Raw genomic sequence first — 22115 nt, 5'->3', positions numbered from 1 at the left:
CATCGCTGCCGGTGGAAAAGGTGGCCATCCGTGGCCGGCTGCCGGCACATCGCCGGCGGCATCCATCAGATCTTCAGAGCTTCCAGCGCAGCGTCATGGTCACGTTGCGCGGTTCGCCCCAGTACACGCCCTGGTAGAAGCCGACATTGTTGTAGTACGCCTTGTCCAGCACGTTGTTGAGGTTGAGCTGCGCACTGAAGTTCTGATTGAAGCGGTAACCGGCCGACAGGTTCACCAGGTAGAACGCATCCTGTTGGATGCGCGCACTTTCGGTGCGGCCGCTGGTCAGGTAGTCCGCGCGCGGCTTGGTGCTGTTGTTCCAGATGCCGCTCTGCCATGTCGCACCCCCGCCCAGCCAGAACCGGCCGTCGATGCCGCCCGGGCGCTAGCTGGCGTTGAGCCGGAAGGTGTCCTGCGGGTTGGTGGTCTTCTGCAGCACGCCGGCACGGTTGCGGATGGTGGTGTGGGCGAAGCCGGCGGAGAGGTTCCAGTGCTCGCCGATGCTGCCCTGCGTTTCCAGCTCCCAGCCTTTCACCTTGTTGCCCTTGCCGGTGGAACGGTAGGCCTGGCTGCCATCGGGCAGCGACGACGGCGGGACCGAATCATCGATCTCGGCCACGTTGTCCTGCTCGCCTTCGAAGATTGCCGCGGAGGCATTGAGCAGGCCGCCGAAAAACTCGGCCTTCAGGCCGCCTTCCCACATCGTGCCGACCACCGGTTCCAGATAGTCGCCACTGCGGTCGCGGTAATTCTGCGGCTGGAAGATATCGGCGTAGCTGACGTAGCCGCTGAAGATCGCGTTGAAGTCGTACACCAGACCCAGGTACGGAGTCAGCGAATCATCGGGCTTGTAGCCGGTGCGGGTCGTGGCGGTCAGGTTGCTGGCGGCGTCATGGGTATAGCGCCAGGTCCTGGTTTCCCAGCTGCCATAACGGGCACCGACCACGGCCAGCAGCGGATCAGCCAGCTGCAGCCGTGCGGCCAGGTAAGCGGCGCTCTGCTTCAGCTCGTTTTCCGATGCCAGGTAGCCCAGCCGGGTGACCGGCAAGCGCGGCACATCGCCTGTCCAGCTGCGCCAGTCCGGCACCACCGCATAGGCGGAGGTGTAGTCGAAATCGAGCGCATCGGATTCCCCCTTGCGCACCGACCGGCCCAGACCGAACACCAGCTCGTGGTCGCGCCCGAACAGCTTGAACGGACCGCTGGCGTTGAGGTCGAACACCTCCATCGTGCTCTGCTCGTTGAAGTGCGAAACGTAAGCCGACACGCCGGTGCCATCCGCGCGCGGATAGCCCTGGGCGCCATACCAGACACTGCCATCGGTATCGCGGTCGGCGTGGGTCAGGCTGGCCTTGGCCGACCAGCCGTTGCCGAGTTGCTGCTCCAGGCGCACGAAGCGGGTCTTTTCAACGATCGGCCAGGCACTCCACGAGGCTGACAGGTTGGTCGAGCGCGGCAGGTTCGCCGGCGTGCCATCGGCGCCCCAGTACGGCACCACGCCCCAGGTCACCCCGGAGGTATGCGGCGACTGGTACTCATAGCCCAGTTCCAGCAGGGTGCTGTCGGTGACGTCGGCCTGCACGATGCCGTAGAACACGTCCTTGTCCAGTTGGTACACATCGCGGAACGAATCACTCTGCTGCTTGGCCGCCACCACGCGCGCCCGGATGCGCCCATCCAGTGCCACCGGACCGCCGAGGTCGGCTTCCAGGCGCTGGTTGCCCCAGCGGCCCACGGTCAGGTTGGCACCGGCCTGGAAGGTATCGGTGGGGCGCTTGCGCACGAAGCTGATGGTGCCCGAAGGATCGCCGGCACCGGTGGTCAGGCCGGTGGCGCCGCGGATCACTTCGATACGCTCGTAGATCACGCTGTCGGTGTTGGTCTTGATCGACCCACCGAAGGTGTTGAGCATGCCATCGACCTGGAAATTGGTGATGTTGTAGCCGCGCGACACATAGTTGATGCGCTCGCTGTCGGTGACCGACACGTGCACGCCGGTGACCTGGCCCATGACATCGGACAGCGCGAACAGGCCCATGTCGTCCAGCCGCTGGCGGGTGACCACGGTGACCGACTGCGGCGTTTCGCGCAGCGACAGGTCCAGCTTGGTGGCGGTGTTTGCGTGCTTGACCGTATAGCCGTTGCGGATTTCACCATCGGCGGTGACCTGCACCGCGTCCAGGGTAGGCGCGGAGGCATCGGCCGGGGTGTCTGCGTGGGCGGCCGAAGCGAGCAACAGGCTGGTGATGGCAAGCGCGAGCAGCGAACGGGGGGAAGCGTTGGACAGCGACGACATGAGGGGTGCGATTCCATGCAGGTAAAAAAGCCGGCGATGGAAACGGCCGCGCAGGCGCGCATGCCCAGCGCCAGCATGCAGCGCCCGCTCCCATCGTCACCGCACCAGGCTGGGGCGGCGAACGTTAGCTGGTACACGGGGCGGCAACGGCGGAAGGGATCCGCGACTGACTGGCTGGGCGTACGTGTTGACTAAATGATAAGTATTCTCATTTAGTTAAGCAAGCGTTTTCAGTACGGTCACACGTGTGACCGCACGGGCTTTCAGCGTACCGCGCAGGCGCGGTGGATTTCCTGGTCGATGCGCGCAGGAGCGCTGCGGCCAGTGAACACTTCGGCCATCTCCTTGCGCAGGCGGGCGTCTTCGCAGGATTGCGGATCGACCACGTTGTCGATCACCGTGCCGCGCACGTCGGGCTGGTCGTAACCGGCGCCCTGACGCACCCAGCGGCGCGCCTGTGATGATTCCTGCGCCACGCGCACGCGGTCGGCGCTGGTCAGGTTCGGATCGCGCACGACCGGCCGGCTGATGCCGGTGTCCTGCTCCTTCGGGCAGGGCACCGACTGATAGGCCACCTGTTTGCCATCGCTGCACTTGTACACGCGTTGCGCGTGAGCCTGCGTGGCCAGCGCACACAGCGCCAGCGTCACCAACATCCTGGTCATTGATCCCCCCGGCGCACCGCCTTGGCGCGCGATGCGCGGGAGAATACCCGATTCAGGGAGCGTCAACACCTATGTTGGTGTAGAAATCCGAACAGTAGCGCCTGCCATTACGGCTGAGGTTGAAGCGCTGGCAGTTGGTGTCGTAACTGGTGCCCGTGGCGGTGATCAGGTAGCTGGACAGGGTCACACCGTTCAGATGGTGCTGGCTGCCGTTGGACTTCAGGGACCAATGTTCGTGCGGGCCGGTAGAGGATCCTCCATCGCACAAGGCCTGGTTCGGGGTATTGGCCGGGTTGGCAATGGCATCGTTGGCCGCCACCATCGCGCCTGTTGCGGGGCGGATGTTCATCAGGTGGTAGTAGGTGGTGGACCAGCCACCTTCGTGCACGATCTCGGCCATGCAGGAGGAGTGGCGCTTGAAACGTCCCGACGCCGATGCCGATACCCAGTAGTTGCTCTGGTTGCTGCCCCACCAGCCGCCGACCGACATGTCCAGCGAAGACATCGGGAACCGGCCGCTGCCGGAGTGCGTGTGTGCGCCGCCGATATGCCACTTCGCCTTCAGTGGATAAGGAAACTGCAAGAGGGTGGTCGGCGGCACATCGGCCTGCGCCCGCGCCCCGCCGTCGCGTTGCGCCCTCGCCGGGCTGCCTCCGAACAGTTTGCGGTAGACATCATTGAAGCCGGCGTCGGCCAGCGCCGTGGCACGCACAGTGTCCATGCCTGAGAGCGCGTACAGGGTGCGCAGCGGGTTGTCGGCCGACAGCGCCACAGGCCCCATCGTGCCGGTATCAGCGGCGTCATACATCGCATCACGCAGCGTTTCGGCCACTTCGCGCAGCTGCGGCCCGAAGCCGGTCCTGGTGACCAGCGTGCCGAAGGGCCGTTCCAGACTGCCAGGCGAAGCATCCTGGTTGCCCACCACGCCGGTCTGCAGCTCCATCAGGGCAAGCAGGACGCGCGGACTGATGCCGCTGTAGCCCGCCCAATGGGACAGCACTTCGGCCTGGGGGCTGAGCTGTGGCGCATGCCCGGCCAGCCAGGTGGCGATATCGAACTCAAACATTTCCTCGTACTGGTACACAAGGTCCTGGCTCTGCACGGCAGGCCCGCCGGCTTGCGCCGTTCCCAGCGTGGATGCCGCGCAGAGCACGGCCAGCAGTGCAGGTTTCATCAATCGGCGCGTATGGATGGTCATCGTTCGGATTCCAGAGTGGATCTGAGCGGCATGGTGTATTCAGGCCGCAACCTTCCCTGGACCCTGCGGAAGGGACCGCGTCGAGATGTCGGGGCTGGCTCGCTGCTGCCGCTATTGGCTGGCGGGCAGGGCCAATGCTAGGTACGTGGGACAACGCCGGGTTTGTCGGCAATCACAAAGTTACCGGCGTTGGAAAGTTCCATCGGAGGTGGCATTGATGGCTATGCCATCAATCGGACAGCTCGGCAGCACGCCCGCACGCCCGCACTCACATCGGCAGCAGTGTGGTGGCCGCGTGCAGCAGCAACCCGATCAGGCCACCGACCAGCGTGCCGTTGAAGCGGATGAACTGCAGGTCGCGGCCTACGCTCAGTTCCAGCTGTTCCACCAGGTGGCGTTCGTCCCACCCCTTCACCGTCTGCGCGATATGTGCGGTGACGCCTTCGCGCAGGCGCGAGGTCAGCCGCTGCGCACCCTCCAGCAGGTGCAGGTTGAGCGCATCGCGCAGCGCCGGGTCCGAAGACAGGCTGCGGCCCAGCGCGGCCATGCTGCGCTCCAGGTGCCCGGCCAGCGCGGAGTTCTCACTCTGCAGGTCCGCACGCAGGCTGGCGTGGATGCGCGACCACAGGCCCTGCACGTACTCCTGAAGGGCAGGGTGGTCGATCATTTCCTGCTTCAGCTGTTCAATGCGGGTAGCCAGCGCAGGGTCCTCGCGCAAGCGCTGTACGTAGGTGCCGAGCCACTGTTCATAGTCCTGCCGCAGCGGGTGCAGCGGGTCGGCCAGCACCTGCTGCATTTCCTCCAGCACCGCCCCGGCCAGCCGTTCGGCCACGCTGTCGCCGATCTCGTCGATCGGCTTGATCCAGTTCACCGTGCTGGACAGGGTCGGCCACTCGCGCTGGATGTAGCGCACGATCAGCTGCGAGGCCCGCTCCTTGACCTCCGGCTGTTCCAGCCAGCGCCCCAGTCGCTGCAGGCCTTCGTCCAGCACGCGCTGGTGGCGGCCATCGGCGGTCAGCAGGGTCAGCAGTTCGCCGGCGGTGGAGGCCGCGTTCCACTGCCGCAGCTGCTGCACCACGAAGCCGTGCAGCTGGCGGCGCACGGCCGCTTCGTCGAAGAAATCCAGCGCCTGCAAGGCCCAGCCGCGCGCCATGTCGGCCAGCATGCGCACCTGCTCGGGCGCGGACAGCCAGCTGCCCAGGCGGGCAGCCGGATCGAAGACTTTCAATCGCGCCAGCAGCATGTCCGGCGCCAGGAACTGGTCGCGCACGAAGACCGCCAGGCTGTCGCCGATGCGTTCCTTGCTGCGCGGGATGATCGCGGTATGCGGGATGGGCAGGCCCATCGGCCGGCGGAACAGGGCCACCACCGCGAACCAGTCGGCCATGGCGCCCACCGCCGCGGCTTCGCAGAACGCGGCGACCCAGGCCCAGATACCGCGCTCGCCCTGCCAGTGGCTGACCGCGAAACCGGCCAGCATCACCAGCAGCATGCCGAAGGCGATGGCTTTCAGGCGCCGCAGCTGGGCGCGGCGCGGATCATCGGGAGTCATGGTCATGCGGGCAGTCTACCGGGGCCGGTGTTGGGCCCCGTTGACGGGCAAGTGCATGCGGTAGCGCCGAGCCATGCTCGGCGAGCGCAGCTGCAGCGTGATGCACGCCGCCCCACGTCCGAATTACGCGCTGAGCTGCGCGCGCAGCGCCGCCAGCTGCTGGCGCAGCGCATTGTTTTCGCGGGTCAGGCTGACGATGCGGGCGCGCAGCGCCGGGGCGCCTTCGCCCAGCTGTTCCAGGGCATGCATCACCTCGGCATCGCGCAGCGCCTGCTCGTCCTCGCTGACCTCTTCAGCCTGCACCGCTACGTCCGGCTTGGCCGCACGCGGCTTGCGGTTGGCTTCACGGGCGCGCTTGGCGGCTTGCTTCAGTTCATCCTTGCCACCGGTGGCGGCCGCGCGCTGCTCGTCTTCCGGCAGCGATGCCACGGCTGCCGCCGCGCTGATCGACAGCTGGCCGTTCTTCACCGCCTCCACCACTTCCGGCGCCGCCTGCGCACGGATGCGTTCGATCATGCTGATCTGGTTGCTGCTCAGCTTCGCCTCACGGGCCAGTTCGGCGCGGCTGAAGCTGGGTGCCGGATCCCACGGCGGGCTGTCCTGGTCCTCGTCCTGGCTGTCGGCGGTGCCGTCGCTTTCGCGCTGCAGCTTTTCCTGCTCGATGCGCTTGCGCTCGGCCAGGATCTCGCGCTTGCGCAGCGCCAGTTCGCCCCGCTGGAAGTCCGACACGCTGCGCCGGCCCAGGTGCTGTTCGATCATCCACAAGTGGACATCGTCCATGCTCTGGAAGCGGGTGTTCTGCACCGTATTGAACGGCAGATCGTGCTTCTGGCAGATGCCATATCGGTTGTGTCCGTCCACCAGCACATCGCCCCACAACACCAGCGCATCGCGGCAGCCTTCAGCCAGGATGCTGCGCTCCAGCGCTTCGTACTCGTCTGCGGTGAGCGGGTCGATGTAGGCCTTCAGTTCTTCTTTGACGACGATGTTCATGGGCAACGGGCAGTCGTGGAGCGGAACCGCCCATTGTACCGGCTCGGGCTGGCGCGTCCCGGCTCAGGCGGTGGCGCGGATCATCGCGCCGAGAACGTCGGCGATCTGGTCGATCTGCGCCGGTTCCACGATCAGCGGCGGCGACAACGCGATGGTGTCGCCGGTCTGCCGCACCAGCAGGTTGCCGTCGTGGAAGCAGCGCCGGAACACCTCGTAACCGCGGCTGCCCGGGGCATCGCGGCGCGGCGCCAGCTCCACCGCGCCGACCAGCCCGAAGTTGCGGATGTCCACCACGTTGGTCAGGCCCTGCAGGCTGTGCAGAGCGCGCTGCCAGTACTCGCCCAGTTCGATGGCGCGCTCGAACAGGCGCTCTTCGGCATACACATCCAAGGTAGCCAGCGCGGCGGCGCAGGCCAGCGGATGGCCGGAACAGGTATAGCCGTGGAACAGGTCGATGGCCTGCGCCGGACCCTGCTGCAGGCTGGAATGGATGGCATCAGCCACCAGTACGCCGCCCAGCGGCACCGCGCCGTTGCTGGCCCCCTTGGCAAAGGTGATCAGGTCCGGGGTGACGCCGAAACGCTGCGCGGCGAAGGGCATGCCGACGCGGCCGAAGCCGGTGATGACCTCATCGAACACCAGCACGATGCGGTGGTGGTCGCAGATTTCGCGCAGGCGCTGCAGGTAGCCCGGCGCCGGCAGGATGACCCCGGCCGAGCCGGCGATGGGTTCCACGAACACCGCCGCGATGGTGGACGCATCGTGCAGCGCGATCAGCCGCTCCAGCGCATCGGCCAGCTCCGCCCCGTGCCGCGGCAGGCAGTTGGGGCGCGCTGCAGGCCGAAGCGGCCACGCTGCGCGCGATCAGCGGCAAGGGAAACGGCACCTACGGTTACCGCGTACAGGCCTGCAACGCCGGCGGCTGCAGCGGTTGGTCGGCGGAGAAAACCACCACGGTGCTACGTGTGCCAGGTGCCGCGGCAGTGACCACGCCAGCCACCAATAGCAGTGGTGCATGGACGGTGAGTTGGGCGGCTGTGGCTACGGCAACCTCTTACCAGCTGGAAGAGCGGGTCAACGCCGGCGCGTGGGGGCTTGCATACACCGGGACGTCAGTGAACTGGGCAACCAGCGCTCGCGGCACGGGAAGTCATGGATATCGCGGCCGGGCATGCAACGCCAGCGGTTGTGGTGCTTATTCTGCAATTGTCACCACCGTAGTAACGAGGCCGCCAGGTGCTGCACCGGCCTTGAGTGTGCCCGCGTCCAATGGAAACGGTAGCTTCAGCGTGTCATGGGCCGCGGTGGCCACCTCCACGCGTTACGAACTGGAAGAGCAGGTCGGAAGTGCGTGGACGCAGCAGCAGAACACTTCCGCGCTGAGCAAGGCATTCACCGGACGGGCGACGGGCAGCTATCGCTTCCGGGTACGTGCCTGCAACGCAGGTGGCTGCGGCGCATATTCGGGCACGGGTACCGTGGCAGTGCTGCTGGTGCCGCAGAGTGCGCCTACGTTGACGGCTCCCGCCTCCGCCGCCGCTGCATACACGATCAGCTGGACAGCCGTCTCTACCGCTACCGGCTACAACGTGCAGCAGAACATCAACGGTGGGGGCTGGGGCGCGCTTGGCGGCTATGGCAGCACCAGCGTGGGGCTGAACCCGGGCAGCTCCGGGAGCTACGCGTATCGCGTGCAGGCCTGCAATGCGACGGGTTGCGGTGGGTGGTCGGCCACCAAGACAGTGGCGGTGCAGCGCCCGCCAGCCACACCCAGCATTACCTATGCGCACCAGCACAACTACTATGCCGGTCCTCACAACGGGGAGTTCTCCTTGTGCAAAGTGACTTGGACGCCCGCGTCATATGCGAGCCATTATGACCTCCAGGCTCACGGCGGAGCGCTGCTCTACAGCGGAGCGGCCACGACTGTAGAAGGCCAGTACCCGACCATTCAATTCTGTGCGACGGTTTATGTTGTGCGCGCATGCAATGCGGCGGGCTGCTCGGATTGGTCCGCGCCAGTCCACCAGACATTGGAGCAGGACCCGTATCCGGGCGATGGCGGTGGGGTGATCCCGTGAGCATTGGAGCAATGATGATGACGAAGATGCTCAGGGCGTTCGGATTGCTGGTGATCACGGCGGCCGTCACATGTATGGCGCCTGCCCAGGCGCAGACGACGGTGCGCTACCTGCACACCGATGCGCTGGGTACGGTGGTGGCGAAGACCGATGCCAATGGGAACGTGGTGGAGCGGACTACCTTCGAGCCGTATGGCGCGGTGGTGGGCGGCGCGGTGGCTGACGGCCCGGGGTATACGGGGCATGTGAGTGATGCGGCTACCGGGCTGAGCTACATGCAGCAGCGGTATTATGATGCTGAGGTGGGGCTGTTCCTCAGCACTGATCCGGTGACCGCTCATGGCGGTGACATGAGGCACTTCAATGTCTACGCCTACGCCTACAATAATCCGTACAAATTCACCGATCCGGATGGGCGCTGCCCGATGGCATGCCCGGGCGATATTCAGCCCACTATCGAGTACTCAGCCACTATTATGGGGTGGGCGGCCGATGGATTAGAGGCCGTCGATCAGTTCATGACTGCGCTGGGACCGCAGGGCTCTGGATTTAGTAAACTGTCAGTTGCGCCATTGGCTCGAATGGCTAGGCCGCTTGCAGTGGAGGCCAAAGCAGCCGCTCAGCTGGCAAAAAATGCTGCGCAGGGTGCCAAGGCGGAAGCAAAGGTAGCGGCAGAGATGGGTGCCGAAGTCGCCGGCAAACGCGTCACGTTGGAAGCCAGCACGGGGCAACGCAGCGTGGCGGACATTGTGACGTCACATAAGGGCGTTGTGGAGGTGAAGAGCGGCGGTGCTAAACTAAGTTCTGGCCAAAAAGCCATCAAGGCTGATGTCGAGGCGGGTCGCCCGGTTACGCCTAGAGGAAGGAATGCTTTGGATGCTGGTCTTCAGCCAAATGTGCCGACACAAATGAAGTGTTACGACGTGAAGCGCTGTCAATGAACGTGAGCGAACGCTGCGATGCGTCATACAAGCAGGTTGTGCGTCAGCACTGTTATGACGCGCTGGCGGAAGCGGGGTTTACTCGCTTTCGCAAAGAAGGCGTGGACTGGCCAATGGAGCATGGCGTGCATTGCTGGGTCGGGCTCAACGCGACGGTAGAGGCTGGATACATTTCGGTCAACCCGTTTGTCGGCGTGCATGTCGTCCCAGTCGAAAAACTCATATCAATAAAAGTCGGCAAGTATCCGATGAAGTATGATCGGCGTGTAGCCACCTTCGCCGTTCATATGGGCCAGTTGACGCCGAACGCACAGGCGTTCCATTTTACGCAGCAAACCGACCTTAAGGCGGAGGCGGCCCGACTGGCGCGCCTATATACTGATGTTGGCCTTTCGTATGCTTTGTCGATAGGTACCTATGAGCTTTTGTTGCCATTGCTACTTGATCGGGTGCCGATGCTGGGAGCCTACCCAGAGCGGGTTGCAGCGTGTCTATACCTGATGTGTCGCAAGGATGAAGCCCGGGCGTTCGTTGAAGAGTTCCTGAAGGAAAATCGGGACTATTTTGAGGGATTCGCGGTCCCGTTTCTGAAGATGCTGAACGATTGATTCGCTAGGGATGAGCCTGAACAAATCTGCGCGAAATCCAAGGGTAGTGCCGGCCGTTGGCCGGCAAGCTTCAAGTCCATCAGACACAGGGAACCGGCTTTTTCGTTAACGACCCATTATCTGGATTCGTAGTTTCTATCAGGAATATGGCTCATATTTCCAGGCGATAAATTCTTGTGTGGTTGCGCGCAGGCCGGGCGCCGCTCTGGATTCTGCAAGGAAGGATATCTGGTAATGAGGTGATATGCCTAAAATATGAATGATATGACAACAGAGTATGATCCCATAGAATATATGCCTGACTTTAGGCAATGGGTGGCTGCAAATGGATCCTCATTTGATTTTGCGGACTACATCCGTGCGCAGGTTCTGCGAGGGACATTGACGGCTGATGTACTGATGTCGGTAATTTTTCTGGTATGGCCTTCATTCGTCGAGGTGGACGGCTTCGTCACCCTACAGTCGCGAGGTGACCGGGTACGCGAGCTGGTTTCGCAGGGCGTTACTGGGAAGGAAGTCGAGTATTGGTGCAATCACTTGAATATTGATGGCCTCCTCCCGGGGATTGAGGTCTCCCTCAACGAGTGCGTCGGCGCAATTCTGCGAAACGCATGGGCCGCGAAGCTCGCGTCCCAGTTTCCGCGGTTAAAATTCAACGTAATACTGTTGAGCGATAGTGATAGCTCAGAGGTTAGCGTTACGTTTCATCAGGTTGAATAGATTGTCCTGTACGTAATTTTGAAAATTTCGCACCGTGCCAAGAGTGTTTTCTACAGCGCGGTGTTTGTCTCATGGCTTTCGCGCTCGTAGAGTAGTAGGAACAATCATGCGAAAGATCACCGATCTCGAAAGGCTGTTGATCGAGGGCGTCGCGAGCAGACTTGCTCCCCTTGAGGCCTCAGGGCTTACGGCAGACCTGGAACGCGCTGCTGTAGCCGATGATGCTGTGCCGGGTGCAAGGGTTGTGTTCGCTATCGCGGGATATAAGCGACCGTCTTACCAGGGCCAGCACAGCTATCCGGTTGAGATTCGCCTATCAGACGCAGACGGCGCAGAGTTGACTGCCGTGCTATACGCAGACGAAAACAATCGACTTTACGAGCTTGAGATCATCCGGTGGGGAGAGGGCTCGCCGCTTGCTCCTGATGCCAGCTCCGCTAGGTTCTACTAACTGGCCTAGCGATGAGAATCCTTGGCCTGCGAATGCATCATGCGCTCGCGTCCCTACTGCGCGGATGACGCGGACCCGTCGGGGTGAATCGAATGGAGAGTGTCGGAATGCAGGATCCACACGTGGTGCAGCAGGCGGACGTGCGCAGGCGATACGGCACGGAAATCCATATGCCCGAACCGGGGTCCAAGCTGGGCCTGGCTCAGGCCGCGGCATGCGGGATTATCCCTATCAGCGGATTGCGGCATCCGCCAAGCGGCGATATGTCCGGCTGGTACGTGTGATCCGGTGATTACTCCGAAGATTCTGAGTTCTTTCAGCCGTTGCACGTCAGCCATGCCGTATCGGATGAGATGGTGTTCGCGCATTACTTGGCACTGCCTCCGGGGTGGCGATTCCTGATTGGCGCGGATGGCTACGAAGACGTGTGGTACGACGCGTCGTTGCTCGCGACTGAATCACTCTGAGGTGCGGTGACCTGCTTCAGGCCGTGCCCACGTGCTGCCAGTTTCGCCGTTCAGTTAGCTGCTCATTTGGAGGGAGCACTACGCAGTAGGCCATTGAAGCCTGTTTGGGAGTCATGCCCAGCACGGGTTCCACATTGTGGTCTGTTTTACAGCACGGCAAGACCGTGACGTGGAAGGCGAGTAGCAAATGACGAGGGACCGCCCTTTCAGGCTTCTCGAATCAGCTCGCGTGCGATGATCAGCCCTTCCACCAGTTCTTCGTTCATCACCACCACGTCGTTGCCGCTGGTGTGGCTGACATGCACCGCATGCAGGATGTCCAGGATGACGATCACGCACTGCTGCCTGCTGTAGACGGGGGAACTGCCGGTGTCAGGCTGCTGCTTGGCCTTTGCTTTTGCGGCGGCCGGCGGAGGGTCAGCAAGCGGCTGCACCAGCCGCAGGCGGGGCGTGTCCTGGAACACGGGATGCGGCACGCCATTGGCGCGCAGGATCCGCTCCAGTTTGTCGATGAAGTGGGGCGGCAGGTCATGCATGGCATCGCCCAACAGGGAATACAGGCGCATACCGCTTAGGGTGTGATCGGACATGGGCAACCTCGTAGCCGGATGGGCCCCCTGCCAAGTCGGAGGGTGGCGGGCGGTGCGGGTTGGCATACCGGCCGTGTGATCAAAAAAACCGGCGGATCAAATCCCCACGCATCGCCCGCCGTATTTCCGACGAGGTGATGCATTCTCTGCCGGGCCCAAGAGGGGCAGCAAGAGAGAGCAAGTGACCACACGTATCAGGATGCCAATCCCGGCTGGCGCTTCTATGTCGCCAGCATCGCCATCGTGCTTAACGCGACCTGGCGACGTACATGGGCAAAGATGCAAAATGCGTCTGCCGCGACAAACCGCGCGCCTCAACGGCAGCTCGCGCTGACCTGATGTATCGCATCGCGCAGCGCCTGCCGATCCCGCTCGTCCACCGCATCCTGGAAGTACTGCAGGTCCTGCTTGCCCAGTCCGCAGGGATCGTCGGTATAGCCTGGCGGCCACAATCCAAGGAACTGCGCCACCCCGGCGATGATCTGTTGCGGGCTCATCTGCGGACGCATGCGGAAGTAGCGAGGTCGTTCCTGGAAGGCCGCATGCACGGTGCGGCGTCCGATCAGTTTCGGGGCGAGGGTGGCGGCGTCGATGCCGTCACCGCCGCTGACGGCATCGCCGCGCAGGTGCAGGTCCAGTGGCGCACGCGCAACGGGCTCGGCGATGTCCACCAGGTTGGCCTTATCGGGTGCGGCAATGACGGGCTGTAGCGGGCTGACCATGCGGCGGTTGCGTTGCGCGGGCGTAACGTCGGGTCTCCTGGGCAGTGCGATAGGCTGCTCTGCAGGCGGTGGCGGCGGCAGCCAGCGCACGCTGGTGCGATGGGCATCGTTGCGCGTCAGGGTGGCGCGGGTGGTGGTCAGCAGCCACCAGCCGATCAGGGCATGCATGGCGATCACCAGCGCCCACGCGATCACGTGCGGGGCGGGGGCGGGGAGTGATGGGCGGGTCAGGGCGAGGGTCGACATCGGCGGTGCATCCATGCGGTTACCTTCGGGGTGAGAGTAGGCGTGAGGGCGGAAAGTTTCGTTGGGTGGTTCGGGGGCGGCCGCTTTGCTCGCCGAGCATGGCTCGGCGCTACCAAAACCGAGCATGGCTCGGCGCTACCAAAATCGAGCATGGCTCGGCGCTACCGGCGGTGTCGGCTGAAACCAATCTGCCCCCCTTCGAGAGGGGCGTGGCAGAATCCGGAACGCTCTCTGCTTGTTGATCCTGCCCATGTCGTCCACTGCTGCACCCGCCACGTTCCCGTCCGCGCCGGCCAATTCGCCACAGCGCGTGCTGTTGGCCAGCTTGATCGGCACCACCATCGAGTTCTTCGACTTCTACATCTACGCCACTGCGGCGGTGCTGGTGTTTCCGCATCTGTTCTTCCCGGACAGCAGTGACAAGGCGGCGATGCTGCAGTCGCTGGCGACCTTCGCGGTGGCGTTCATCGCCCGGCCGGTGGGGTCGGCGGTGTTCGGGCACTTCGGCGACCGCATCGGGCGCAAGGCGACGCTGGTGGCGGCGCTGCTGACGATGGGCCTGTCCACCGTTTTGATCGGCCTGCTTCCCACGCATGCGCAGATCGGCCTGTGGGCGCCGGCACTGCTGGCGCTGTGTCGTTTCGGGCAGGGCCTGGGGCTGGGCGGTGAATGGGGCGGTGCGGTGCTGCTGGCCACCGAAAACGCGCCGCCGGGCAAGCGTGCCTGGTACGGCATGTTCCCGCAGTTGGGTGCGCCGCTGGGCTTCCTGCTGTCGGCCAGCATCTTCCTGATCCTGGGCCGCCTGCTCAGCGCCGATGACTTCCTGCAGTGGGGCTGGCGCATTCCGTTCGTGGCCAGTGCGCTGCTGGTCGGCCTGGGCCTGTGGGTGCGCCTGAACATCCATGAGACGCCTGCCTTCCAGAAGGCGCTGGATGCGCATGCGCGGGTCAAGCTGCCGATGCTGACCGTGCTGCGCGACCACGCCGTGCCGATGCTGCTGGGCACGTTGGGCGCGTTCGCTACCTTCGTGCTGTTCTACCTGATGACCGTGTTCGCGCTCGGCCATGGCACCGCGGTTCTGGGTTACAGCCGCGAGCAGTTCCTGCTGCTGCAGATGGTCGGCATCCTGTTCTTCGCCGCCGGTATTCCCATTTCGGCGCGCTACGGTGATCGCTGGGGCACGCGCCGCACGATGATCGTCGCCAGTGGCCTGATCGTGGTGTTCGGGGTGCTGCTGGCGCCGATGTTCCAGGCCGGCAGCCCGTGGATGGTGCTGGGTTTCCTGTCGCTGGGGTTGTTCCTGATGGGCCTCACCTACGGTCCGTGCGGCACGTTCCTGGCAGAAATCTACCCGGTGGAGGTGCGCTACACCGGCGCGTCATTGTCGTTCAATCTGGCCGGCATCCTGGGCGCGGCGCCGGCACCGTACCTGGCGACATGGCTGGCCGAACGCTTCGGGCTGGTGGCGGTCGGCTATTACCTGTGCATCGCCGCGTTGGTGACCATCTGCGCGCTGCTGGCGTTGCAGCGGCGGGTGCGCTGATCAGCCGAAGAAGCGCTTCAGCGTGCGTCCCAGCCAGCTGCCGCCCTGGTGTTCGCGGGTGAACTGGTTGAGGTGGTGCTTGACCGATTCGGCGTAGGCCTTGTCATCGCCGCGGATGTGGTTGAACAGCCAGCGCGAGAGCATGGTGCGCAGTTCGTCAGTCACGTCTTCGCCGGCCTGGAAGCGCAGGCGGTAGTCGGACACGCGCTTGCCGAAGATCTCGTGCACGCGCTTGTGCGCGGCGCAGAACGGGTAGCCGGCTTCTTCCATCAGCTCTTCTTCGAAGGCGAAGTGGGACATGGTGTAGTCGACCAGTTCGTCGATCACATCAGCCACGGCCAGCCGCTGCAGGCCCTGCTGGGCCACGTGCAAATGGTTGAGCATCTCCACGATCCGCTTGTGCTGGTTGTCGATGACCTCGATGCCGATGTTGAGATCGTCCTGCCAGACCAGTAAGGCCATCTGCGTGCTCCCTGTGTGCGATGGGACCGAGTCTGGGCGGGCGTGCCGATTGCGACACTGATCTGGATCAAAGCGGGTGACAGCGTGACGACCAACGGTCGTCACCCACCGGGGCGGCGGTCGCCACCCACCGGGGCGGTCGGTCGTCACCCACCAAGGCGGTAGGCCGGTAGCGCCGAGCCATGCTCGGCGGAATGTTCCAGGTGTCGCAGTCCGCGCCGAAAGGCCGCCGAGCTAACAGCGTGACGACCAACGGTCGTCACCCACCAGGGCGGTGGTCAGGCGGGGGTGGCGTTCAGTGCGGCGCTGCAGACCCGGTTGCGGCCGCCGGCCTTGGCCAGGTACAGCTGGCGGTCGGCTTCGGTGATCAGTTCGTGCAGGCTGTCATGCTGGGGGCGGATGCAGCACAGGCCGATGCTGACGGTCATGCGCAGCGCGGTGCCGGCGATGGGAACCTGCAGCGCGGCGATGCTCTGGCGCAGGGTTTCGAAGTACTCCACCGCTTCGTCCGGCGCCAGCCCGGGCACCATCAGGCAGAACTCTTCACCCCCGAAGCGGGCGACCAGATCGCCGCTGCGCGCGTGCGTGGCCACGGTATCGGCGCAGGCACGCAGCGCGTCGTCGCCGCCGTCGTGGCCGAAGGTGTCGTTGATGTGCTTGAAGTGGTCGATGTCCACCATCGCCACCGCGATCCAGTCGTCCTGTTGCTGTACGCCGTGCAACTGGCGCTGGCTGTGTTCCAGGAAGCAGCGGCGGTTGGGCAGGCCGGTCAGGAAATCGCGGGTGGCCAGATCCTGCAGGGTGCCGATCAGTTCCAGCTGGTCCACGTTCTGCGAGACGCGGCAGAAGAACTCTTCGCGCGAAAACGGCTTGCGCAGGAAGTCGTTGGCGCCGTTCTTCAGGAAACGGGGAATCAGCGAGGCATCGGTATTGCCGGACAGGCCGATCACCGCCACCTTGTCGCGCGAACGCTGCATGCGCAGCCGGCGGGTGAACTCCACGCCCTGCATGCCGGGCATTTCCTGGTCCACCACGGCCAGCCGGATGGACGGATGTGCATCGATCGCTGCCAGCCCTTTTTCACCGTCGGCCGCCTCATACACCGGGTGGCCGTACATGCGCAGCAGGGCGGCGGCATAGGCACGCGCGGACGGCGAATCATCCACCACCAGCGCGGCGATGCGGCGGTTGCGGTCCAGCCGCTGCACCAGCCACACCAGGTAATCCACGCTTCCGGGGGTGTTCTTCAGCACGTAATCGATGACTTTCTGTTCCAGCACGCGGCGGCGCACGTCTTCGTCATACACCCCGCTGACCACCACCGTCGGCAGGCCGCGGGAAACGAAGTAATCCACCACGGCTTCGCGGTCGCCATCGGCAAGCACCAGCCCGGTCAGCACCAGGAACCAGCCCTGTTCCTGCTCCAGCAGGCCGCCGGCTTCGGCCAGGGTCGAAGCCACCGTTACCTTCAGCTCCAGGCGCTGTTCGATGGCTTCACGCACCAGGGTGGTGAAGGTTCGCGAATTCTCCACCAGCAGGATGCGCTGGGGCAGGGGATCAACACCGGGGTCGCTTACGAAAGCGCCCTGCAGCAAGGCGGGCATGAGGCGTGCGCTCGGAACGGGCTGGGTCTTCAAGGCTATCGGCCGCTCCCCTGAAAACTTGAACTGCGTCACCAAATTAGATTGCGCAGCTTTACAAATGCCATCGTGGCGACCAGCAACGGGGTGCGCAGCAGGCGTCCGCCGGGGAAGGGCCGGTGCGGCAGCCGCTCGAATACCTCCAGCCGTCCGGCCTGGCCGGCGATGGCCTCGGCGATGACCTGCCCGGCCAGGTTGGCCGAGGCCACCCCATGCCCGGAAAAGCCCTGCGCGAAGTAGATGTCCGGGGTCAGCCGGCCCCAGTGCGGGGCGCGGCTGGGAGTGATGTCCACGTAGCCGCCCCACAGGTAGTCCAGCGGCACGCCGTGCAGCTGCGGGAACACCTGCCACAGGCGCCGCTGCATCACCGCGTCCAGGCCGGCCGGGGGGCGCGAGGAGTAACTGGCGCCGCCGCCGAACAGCACGCGGTGGTCGTGGCTGAGCCGGAAATAGTCCAGCACCAGCCCGGTATCGGACACGGCCATGTCGTTGCGGATCAGCGACCGCGCGCGCGCTTCGCCCAGCACCGGGGTGGCGCCGACATAGGTGCCGACCGGCATCACGTGGCGCTCCAGTTCCGGGGCGATGCCTTCCAGCCAGGCATTGCCGGCCAGCAGCACGTGGGCGGCATGCACGGTGCCGGTGGCGGTGCGTAGGGCAGGGCGCGGCGTGCGCTGCAGTTCCAGCACGGGCGTGTGTTCGTGGATCATCGCGCCGGCGGCGATCGCGGCATCGGCCAGCCCCTGCGCGTAGGCCAGCGGATGCAGGTGGCCGCTCAGCGGGTCGAACATCGCGCCCTGGTAGCGCGGGCTGTCCAGCTGCGCGCGCAGGGTAGCGCGGTCCCACCACTGCATGGGGTAGTCGTACTGGGTGGTCAGCCGTTCCGCGTCGCGCTGCAGCGCCTGCGACTGTCGCGTGGTGATCGGTACGTTGGCATGGCCGGACACCCAATGGCAGTCGATCCGGTGCTGGTCGATGCGATCGCGCAGCAGCTGCACGCCCTGGCGGGAGTAGTCGAACAGGGTGCGTGCGTCTTCCGCGCCGACCTGCTTTTCCAGCACGTCCACCTCGCAGCCATAGCCGACCAGTGCCTGTCCGCCGTTGCGGCCGGAGGCCCCCCAGCCGATCCGGCAGGCTTCCAGCACCACCACGCGCAGACCACGGCGCGCCAGTTCCAGGGCCGCCGAAAGCCCGGTGTAGCCGGCGCCGAGGATCGCCACGTCAACGTGGACATCGCCGTCCAGCGCCGGCAGCGGGGCGCGGGGTCGTACGCTGGCGGCATACCAGCTGGGTGGCAGGGCAGGGTCTTCGCGCAGGGCGTGCGTGGGGTCCATGGGCATAGTCTGGCGCAGTTGCCACGGTGATGGTGTGACTGCCGGTAAGGTTGCTGCGGTCATCTGCCGGGGTTACCGTGTGCGCAGCGCCGAGGACCTTCGCATGCGCCTTCCGCCCCTCGTGGGATTGCCGACCGACAGCACGTTGCAGGGCCATCATCGCTTCGCGATGGCCGGCGGGATGTATGTGCGTGCGCTGGTGGATGCCGCTGTGGTGACCCCGGTGCTGCTGCCCTCGCTGCAGCCGCCGCTGCCCGCGGGCGGCGGGCTGGCGCAGTGGCACGGCGGGCGTTCTGCCGTGGCATCCGCAGTGGCGCGTCACCCACAATCCCTTCTATCACGCTGTGTTGCATGCGTTCGGCCAAGCTTGCCGGCAGCGACAACGATTTCAACAGGATTCCGCATGAGTACCGACAGCCGCACGCGCAGGATGCCAACGGAGGAAGATGCGCAGGAAAGCAGCCTGCTGCGCTGGCTGAAGGACCGCCGCATCACCGAAGTGGAGTGCCTGGTACCGGACATCACCGGCATCGCGCGCGGCAAGATCATCCCGGCCGACAAGTTCTCCCACGATTACGGCACGCGCCTGCCTGAGGGTATCTTCGCTACCACCGTCACCGGTGATTATCCGGATGATTACTACGAACTGACTTCGCCTTCGGATTCGGACATGGTGCTGCGCCCGGATCCGGAAACGGTGCGCATGGTGCCGTGGGCCACCGATCCCACCGCGCAGATCATCCACGACTGCTACACCAAGAACGGCCAGCCGCACGAACTGGCGCCGCGCAACGTGCTGCGCCGCGTGCTGGATGCCTACACCGAACTGGGCCTGCGCCCGGTGGTGGCGCCGGAGCTGGAGTTTTTCCTGGTGCAGAAGAACACCGATCCGGACTTCCCGCTGCTGCCGCCGGCCGGTCGCTCGGGCCGTCCGGAGACCGCGCGGCAGTCCTATTCCATCGATGCAGTGAACGAGTTCGATCCGATCCTGGATCTGATGTACGACTACGCCGATGCGATGAAGCTGGACGTGGATACGCTGATTCACGAATCCGGCGCGGCGCAGCTGGAAGTCAATTTCACCCATGCCGATGCGATGAACCTGGCCGACCAGGTATTCCTGTTCAAGCGCACCATGCGCGAGGCAGCCATGCGCCACGGGGTGTATGCCACGTTCCTGGCCAAGCCGATGGAAAACGAGCCGGGCAGTGCCATGCACATCCACCAGAGCCTGCTGCGGATCAGCGACGGAGCCAATGTGTTCGCTGGCGATGGCGATGGGGAAGGGGAGTTCAGTCCGGTGTTCGGGCATTACCTGGGCGGGCTGCAGAAGTTCGCGCCGCAGGCGATGGCGTTCTTCGCGCCCAACGTGAACTCCTACCGGCGATTGGTATTCGGCGAGGTGTCACCGAGCAACGTGCACTGGGGCTTCGACAACCGCACCTGCGGCCTGCGCGTGCCGATGGATACGCCGGACAACATGCGGGTGGAAAGCCGCTTTGCCGGTTCAGATGCCAATCCGTACCTGGCGATGGCGGCCACCCTGGCCTGCGGGCTGCTGGGCCTGCGGGGACAGCTGGCACCGGATGCGCCGATCAGCGGCAGCGCCAAGGAACTGGGCTACGACCTGCCGCGATCACTGGGCGAGGCACTGGATGGGCTGGAGCAGTGCGCCGAACTGCAGGCGCTGCTCGGCGAGCGCTTCTGCAGGGCCTATATTTCGGTGAAACGCAAGGAATACGAGACCTTCTTCCGGGTCATCAGTTCGTGGGAACGCGAGTTTCTGCTGCTGAATGTCTAGACAGTGGATACATTCGGCCGAGCATGGCTCGGCGCTACCCGTTCCGGCGCTGCGGCGTTAGGCTGGCAGCCCCTGCAGGCCGGCATCGGCCCCCACCCCGCTATGGAGCCCCCTCCCATGAAGCTGCGCACCCTGACCCTCGGTCTTTCCGCCGCCCTGCTTGCCGCCTGTGGTGGCGGTGGTGGCAGCGGCACCGCGCAGGACAGCAAGGTCCTGAACGTCTACAACTACAGTGATTACATCGCCGAAGACACCATCCCGGAGTTCGAAAAGCAGAGCGGGATCAAGGTCACCTACGATGTGTTCGACAGTGACGAGATGGTGGAAACCAAGCTGCTGGCCGGCAACAGCGGCTACGACGTGGTGGTGCCGACGCTGAACTTCTTCGGCCGGCAGATCCAGGCCGGCGTGTTCCTGCCGCTGGACAAGGCGAAGATCCCCAACCTGGCCAAGCTCGACCCGAAGGTGATGGAGCGCATCGCCACCCAGGACCCGGGCAACAAGTACGGCGTGCCGTACATGATCGGCACCACCGGCATCGGCTACAACGTGGACATGCTGAAGGAACGTTTCGGCGGCAGCGCCGACATCGCCAACAGCTGGGACCTGGTGTTCAAGCCGGAAAACATCGCCAGGATGAAGGACTGCGGCGTGACCCTGCTGGACACCCCGGCCGACATGATTCCGGTGGCCATGCACTACCTGGGCCTGGACCCGCACAGCAACAACCCGGCCGACATCCAGAAGGCCGGCGAGCTGCTGAAGTCGATCCGCCCGTACGTGCAGAATTTCCACTCCTCGCAGTACGTGGGCTCGCTGGCCAACGGCGGTACCTGCCTGGTGGTGGGCTGGTCGGGCGATATCATCCAGGCGCGTGACCGCGCCGAAGAAGCGGCCAACGGCGTCCACGTGGCCTATTCGATCCCGCGCGAAGGGGCGCCGCAGTGGTTCGACATGCTGGCCATCCCGAAAGATGCCAAGAACCCGGAAGCCGCCTACCAGTTCATCAATTACCTGCTGGAACCGAAGGTCGCCGCGGCCAACACCAACTTCATCCACTACGCCAACCCGGTAAGCGAGGCGACGCCGCTGGTGGACGAGGCGATCCGTACCGATCCGACCATCTACCCGCCGGCAGACGTGGCGGAGAAGATGTTCACCTATTCGATCAACACCCCGGAAACCGACAAGCTGTACACCCGCTTGTGGACGGAAATCAAAACCGGCCGTTGATCGGTGCGGTCAGCCAGCCAGATCCCCGCCTTCGGGTGGGGACATGCTGGTGCCGGGGCAGGTGGCGGAGTTTGACGTGCTGTCCCAGTTGCGGATCTGCGGGCCCTGCCAGTGCTCGAACGTCATATCCGGCTTGCTCAAGCTGCTATTGACCATGCAGGTGTTCCAGTTCTGTATGTGCACCACGTTGGCGAACACCACTTTCTCCGGGTTGTATGCCACCCAGGTGAGCCTGTGGAGGCCGGCGCCCATGGGCGTGTACGCGTACTCCACGGTGTTGTTGTTGCCGATTGCATCACCGCTGACTCCCCAGAAGCTGGCCGTACAGCCGTCGTCGTGGAAATGGATGAGGAAGGCGCCGTTGGTGAAGTCCGACAGCATGGTCTGGCCGGTTCCGGGGTAGCCGGTAGGGCTGCAGGCCCAGGCACCCAGCGGTGCGCAGGCGAGGATCAGGGCGGCGAGGGGGCGGAGGGTGCGCATGGAAGGGATCTCGGCTTCGGGGACTGCGGTGCAGGTCCAGGGATGAGCGTGCCTGTCCACCGCGCGCAGGGTAAGAGCGGACCGCGACGCGC

20 protein-coding genes and 1 pseudogene are annotated in these 22115 nt (G+C 64.6%); 8 read left to right on the top strand and 13 right to left on the bottom strand.

Features of this window, described 5'->3' with window-relative positions; genetic code table 11:
* Positions 1-73 precede the first annotated feature (73 nt).
* The 7 genes and pseudogenes from ACI2JH_RS04280 to ACI2JH_RS04250 form a co-directional block, all read right to left on the bottom strand.
* On the bottom strand, positions 74-235 hold the full coding sequence (locus ACI2JH_RS04280) for a hypothetical protein (protein WP_404735533.1): 162 nt from the start codon (positions 233-235) through the stop codon (positions 74-76).
* A 150-nt stretch (positions 236-385) separates the two neighbouring features.
* Entirely contained in the window at positions 386-2296 is a 1911-nt protein-coding gene (locus ACI2JH_RS04275; RefSeq protein WP_404735532.1) for a TonB-dependent siderophore receptor, read from the bottom strand.
* A gap of 263 nt (positions 2297-2559) precedes the next feature.
* On the bottom strand, positions 2560-2961 hold the full coding sequence (locus tag ACI2JH_RS04270; protein WP_157825150.1) for a hypothetical protein: 402 nt from the start codon (positions 2959-2961) through the stop codon (positions 2560-2562).
* 52 nt (positions 2962-3013) lie between these two features.
* Complete coding sequence (locus ACI2JH_RS04265) at positions 3014-4159, bottom strand: M23 family metallopeptidase (RefSeq protein ID WP_404735531.1); 1146 nt, start codon at positions 4157-4159, stop codon at positions 3014-3016.
* Between the two features lie 268 nt (positions 4160-4427).
* The gene (locus ACI2JH_RS04260) at positions 4428-5711 is read right to left on the bottom strand and encodes a DUF445 domain-containing protein (RefSeq protein WP_404735617.1); all 1284 of its coding nucleotides are present in this window, start codon (positions 5709-5711) and stop codon (positions 4428-4430) included.
* Between the two features lie 123 nt (positions 5712-5834).
* Positions 5835-6704 carry a plasmid replication/partition related protein gene (locus ACI2JH_RS04255; protein WP_404735530.1) on the bottom strand — a complete coding sequence of 290 codons (870 nt, stop codon included), beginning with the start codon at positions 6702-6704 and terminating at the stop codon, positions 5835-5837.
* Positions 6705-6767: 63 nt separating this feature from the next.
* Positions 6768-7523: pseudogene (locus ACI2JH_RS04250) on the bottom strand (aminotransferase class III-fold pyridoxal phosphate-dependent enzyme); the annotation flags it as partial.
* Positions 7524-7954: 431 nt separating this feature from the next.
* On the opposite strand from ACI2JH_RS04250, the gene ACI2JH_RS04245 reads away from it, so the two are divergent.
* The 5 genes from ACI2JH_RS04245 to ACI2JH_RS04225 all read left to right on the top strand — a co-directional run bounded on the left by ACI2JH_RS04245 (position 7955) and on the right by ACI2JH_RS04225 (position 11789).
* A complete protein-coding gene (locus tag ACI2JH_RS04245; protein ID WP_404735529.1) occupies positions 7955-8785 on the top strand; it encodes a hypothetical protein in 831 nt (276 codons plus the stop codon).
* An 11-nt stretch (positions 8786-8796) separates the two neighbouring features.
* Positions 8797-9726: an RHS repeat domain-containing protein gene (locus ACI2JH_RS04240; protein WP_404735528.1), complete on the top strand. Its 930-nt coding sequence runs from the start codon at positions 8797-8799 to the stop codon at positions 9724-9726.
* On the top strand, positions 9723-10334 hold the full coding sequence (locus ACI2JH_RS04235) for a hypothetical protein (protein WP_319273991.1): 612 nt from the start codon (positions 9723-9725) through the stop codon (positions 10332-10334). Before ACI2JH_RS04240 ends, ACI2JH_RS04235 begins: the two co-directional genes overlap by 4 nt.
* Positions 10335-11160: 826 nt before the next feature.
* Complete coding sequence (locus tag ACI2JH_RS04230; RefSeq protein WP_319273992.1) at positions 11161-11505, top strand: DUF6984 family protein; 345 nt, start codon at positions 11161-11163, stop codon at positions 11503-11505.
* Between the two features lie 107 nt (positions 11506-11612).
* Positions 11613-11789 carry a hypothetical protein gene (locus ACI2JH_RS04225; RefSeq protein ID WP_404735527.1) on the top strand — a complete coding sequence of 59 codons (177 nt, stop codon included), beginning with the start codon at positions 11613-11615 and terminating at the stop codon, positions 11787-11789.
* Between the two features lie 389 nt (positions 11790-12178).
* Here the strand turns inward: ACI2JH_RS04225 and ACI2JH_RS04220 are convergent, their stop codons facing one another.
* A complete protein-coding gene (locus ACI2JH_RS04220; RefSeq protein WP_319273993.1) occupies positions 12179-12562 on the bottom strand; it encodes a hypothetical protein in 384 nt (127 codons plus the stop codon).
* Positions 12563-12876: 314 nt separating this feature from the next.
* Positions 12877-13530, bottom strand: coding sequence for a hypothetical protein (locus ACI2JH_RS04215; RefSeq protein ID WP_404735526.1), 654 nt, complete (start codon positions 13528-13530; stop codon positions 12877-12879).
* A gap of 250 nt (positions 13531-13780) precedes the next feature.
* Here ACI2JH_RS04215 and ACI2JH_RS04210 point away from each other — a divergent pair, with 250 nt between their 5' ends.
* Positions 13781-15073, top strand: coding sequence for an MFS transporter (locus ACI2JH_RS04210; RefSeq protein ID WP_404735525.1), 1293 nt, complete (start codon positions 13781-13783; stop codon positions 15071-15073).
* On the opposite strand, the gene ACI2JH_RS04205 is transcribed toward ACI2JH_RS04210, so the two are convergent.
* The 3 genes from ACI2JH_RS04205 to ACI2JH_RS04195 form a co-directional block, all read right to left on the bottom strand.
* Positions 15074-15535 carry a bacteriohemerythrin gene (locus ACI2JH_RS04205; RefSeq protein ID WP_182655436.1) on the bottom strand — a complete coding sequence of 154 codons (462 nt, stop codon included), beginning with the start codon at positions 15533-15535 and terminating at the stop codon, positions 15074-15076.
* A gap of 278 nt (positions 15536-15813) precedes the next feature.
* Entirely contained in the window at positions 15814-17139 is a 1326-nt protein-coding gene (locus ACI2JH_RS04200; protein ID WP_101100001.1) for a diguanylate cyclase, read from the bottom strand.
* Between the two features lie 68 nt (positions 17140-17207).
* Positions 17208-18515 carry an NAD(P)/FAD-dependent oxidoreductase gene (locus ACI2JH_RS04195; RefSeq protein ID WP_404735524.1) on the bottom strand — a complete coding sequence of 436 codons (1308 nt, stop codon included), beginning with the start codon at positions 18513-18515 and terminating at the stop codon, positions 17208-17210.
* Between the two features lie 397 nt (positions 18516-18912).
* Here ACI2JH_RS04195 and ACI2JH_RS04190 point away from each other — a divergent pair, with 397 nt between their 5' ends.
* Together ACI2JH_RS04190 and ACI2JH_RS04185 are read left to right on the top strand one after the other, a co-directional pair.
* Positions 18913-20310 (top strand): glutamine synthetase family protein, encoded by a 1398-nt coding sequence (locus tag ACI2JH_RS04190; protein WP_042614383.1) that lies wholly within the window; start codon positions 18913-18915, stop codon positions 20308-20310.
* 117 nt (positions 20311-20427) lie between these two features.
* The gene (locus tag ACI2JH_RS04185) at positions 20428-21543 is read left to right on the top strand and encodes a polyamine ABC transporter substrate-binding protein (protein ID WP_319274004.1); all 1116 of its coding nucleotides are present in this window, start codon (positions 20428-20430) and stop codon (positions 21541-21543) included.
* A 9-nt stretch (positions 21544-21552) separates the two neighbouring features.
* Here ACI2JH_RS04185 and ACI2JH_RS04180 read toward each other — a convergent pair whose 3' ends face one another.
* The gene (locus tag ACI2JH_RS04180; protein ID WP_404735523.1) at positions 21553-22023 is read right to left on the bottom strand and encodes a MoaF-related domain-containing protein; all 471 of its coding nucleotides are present in this window, start codon (positions 22021-22023) and stop codon (positions 21553-21555) included.
* Positions 22024-22115: the final 92 nt, after the last annotated feature.

Source organism: Stenotrophomonas sp. NPDC078853, from assembly GCF_044901215.1.
GTDB lineage: Bacteria > Pseudomonadota > Gammaproteobacteria > Xanthomonadales > Xanthomonadaceae > Stenotrophomonas > Stenotrophomonas lacuserhaii.
The sequence above is the reverse complement of the archived record's forward strand: the minus strand, read 5'-3'. Positions and strand labels throughout refer to the sequence as shown.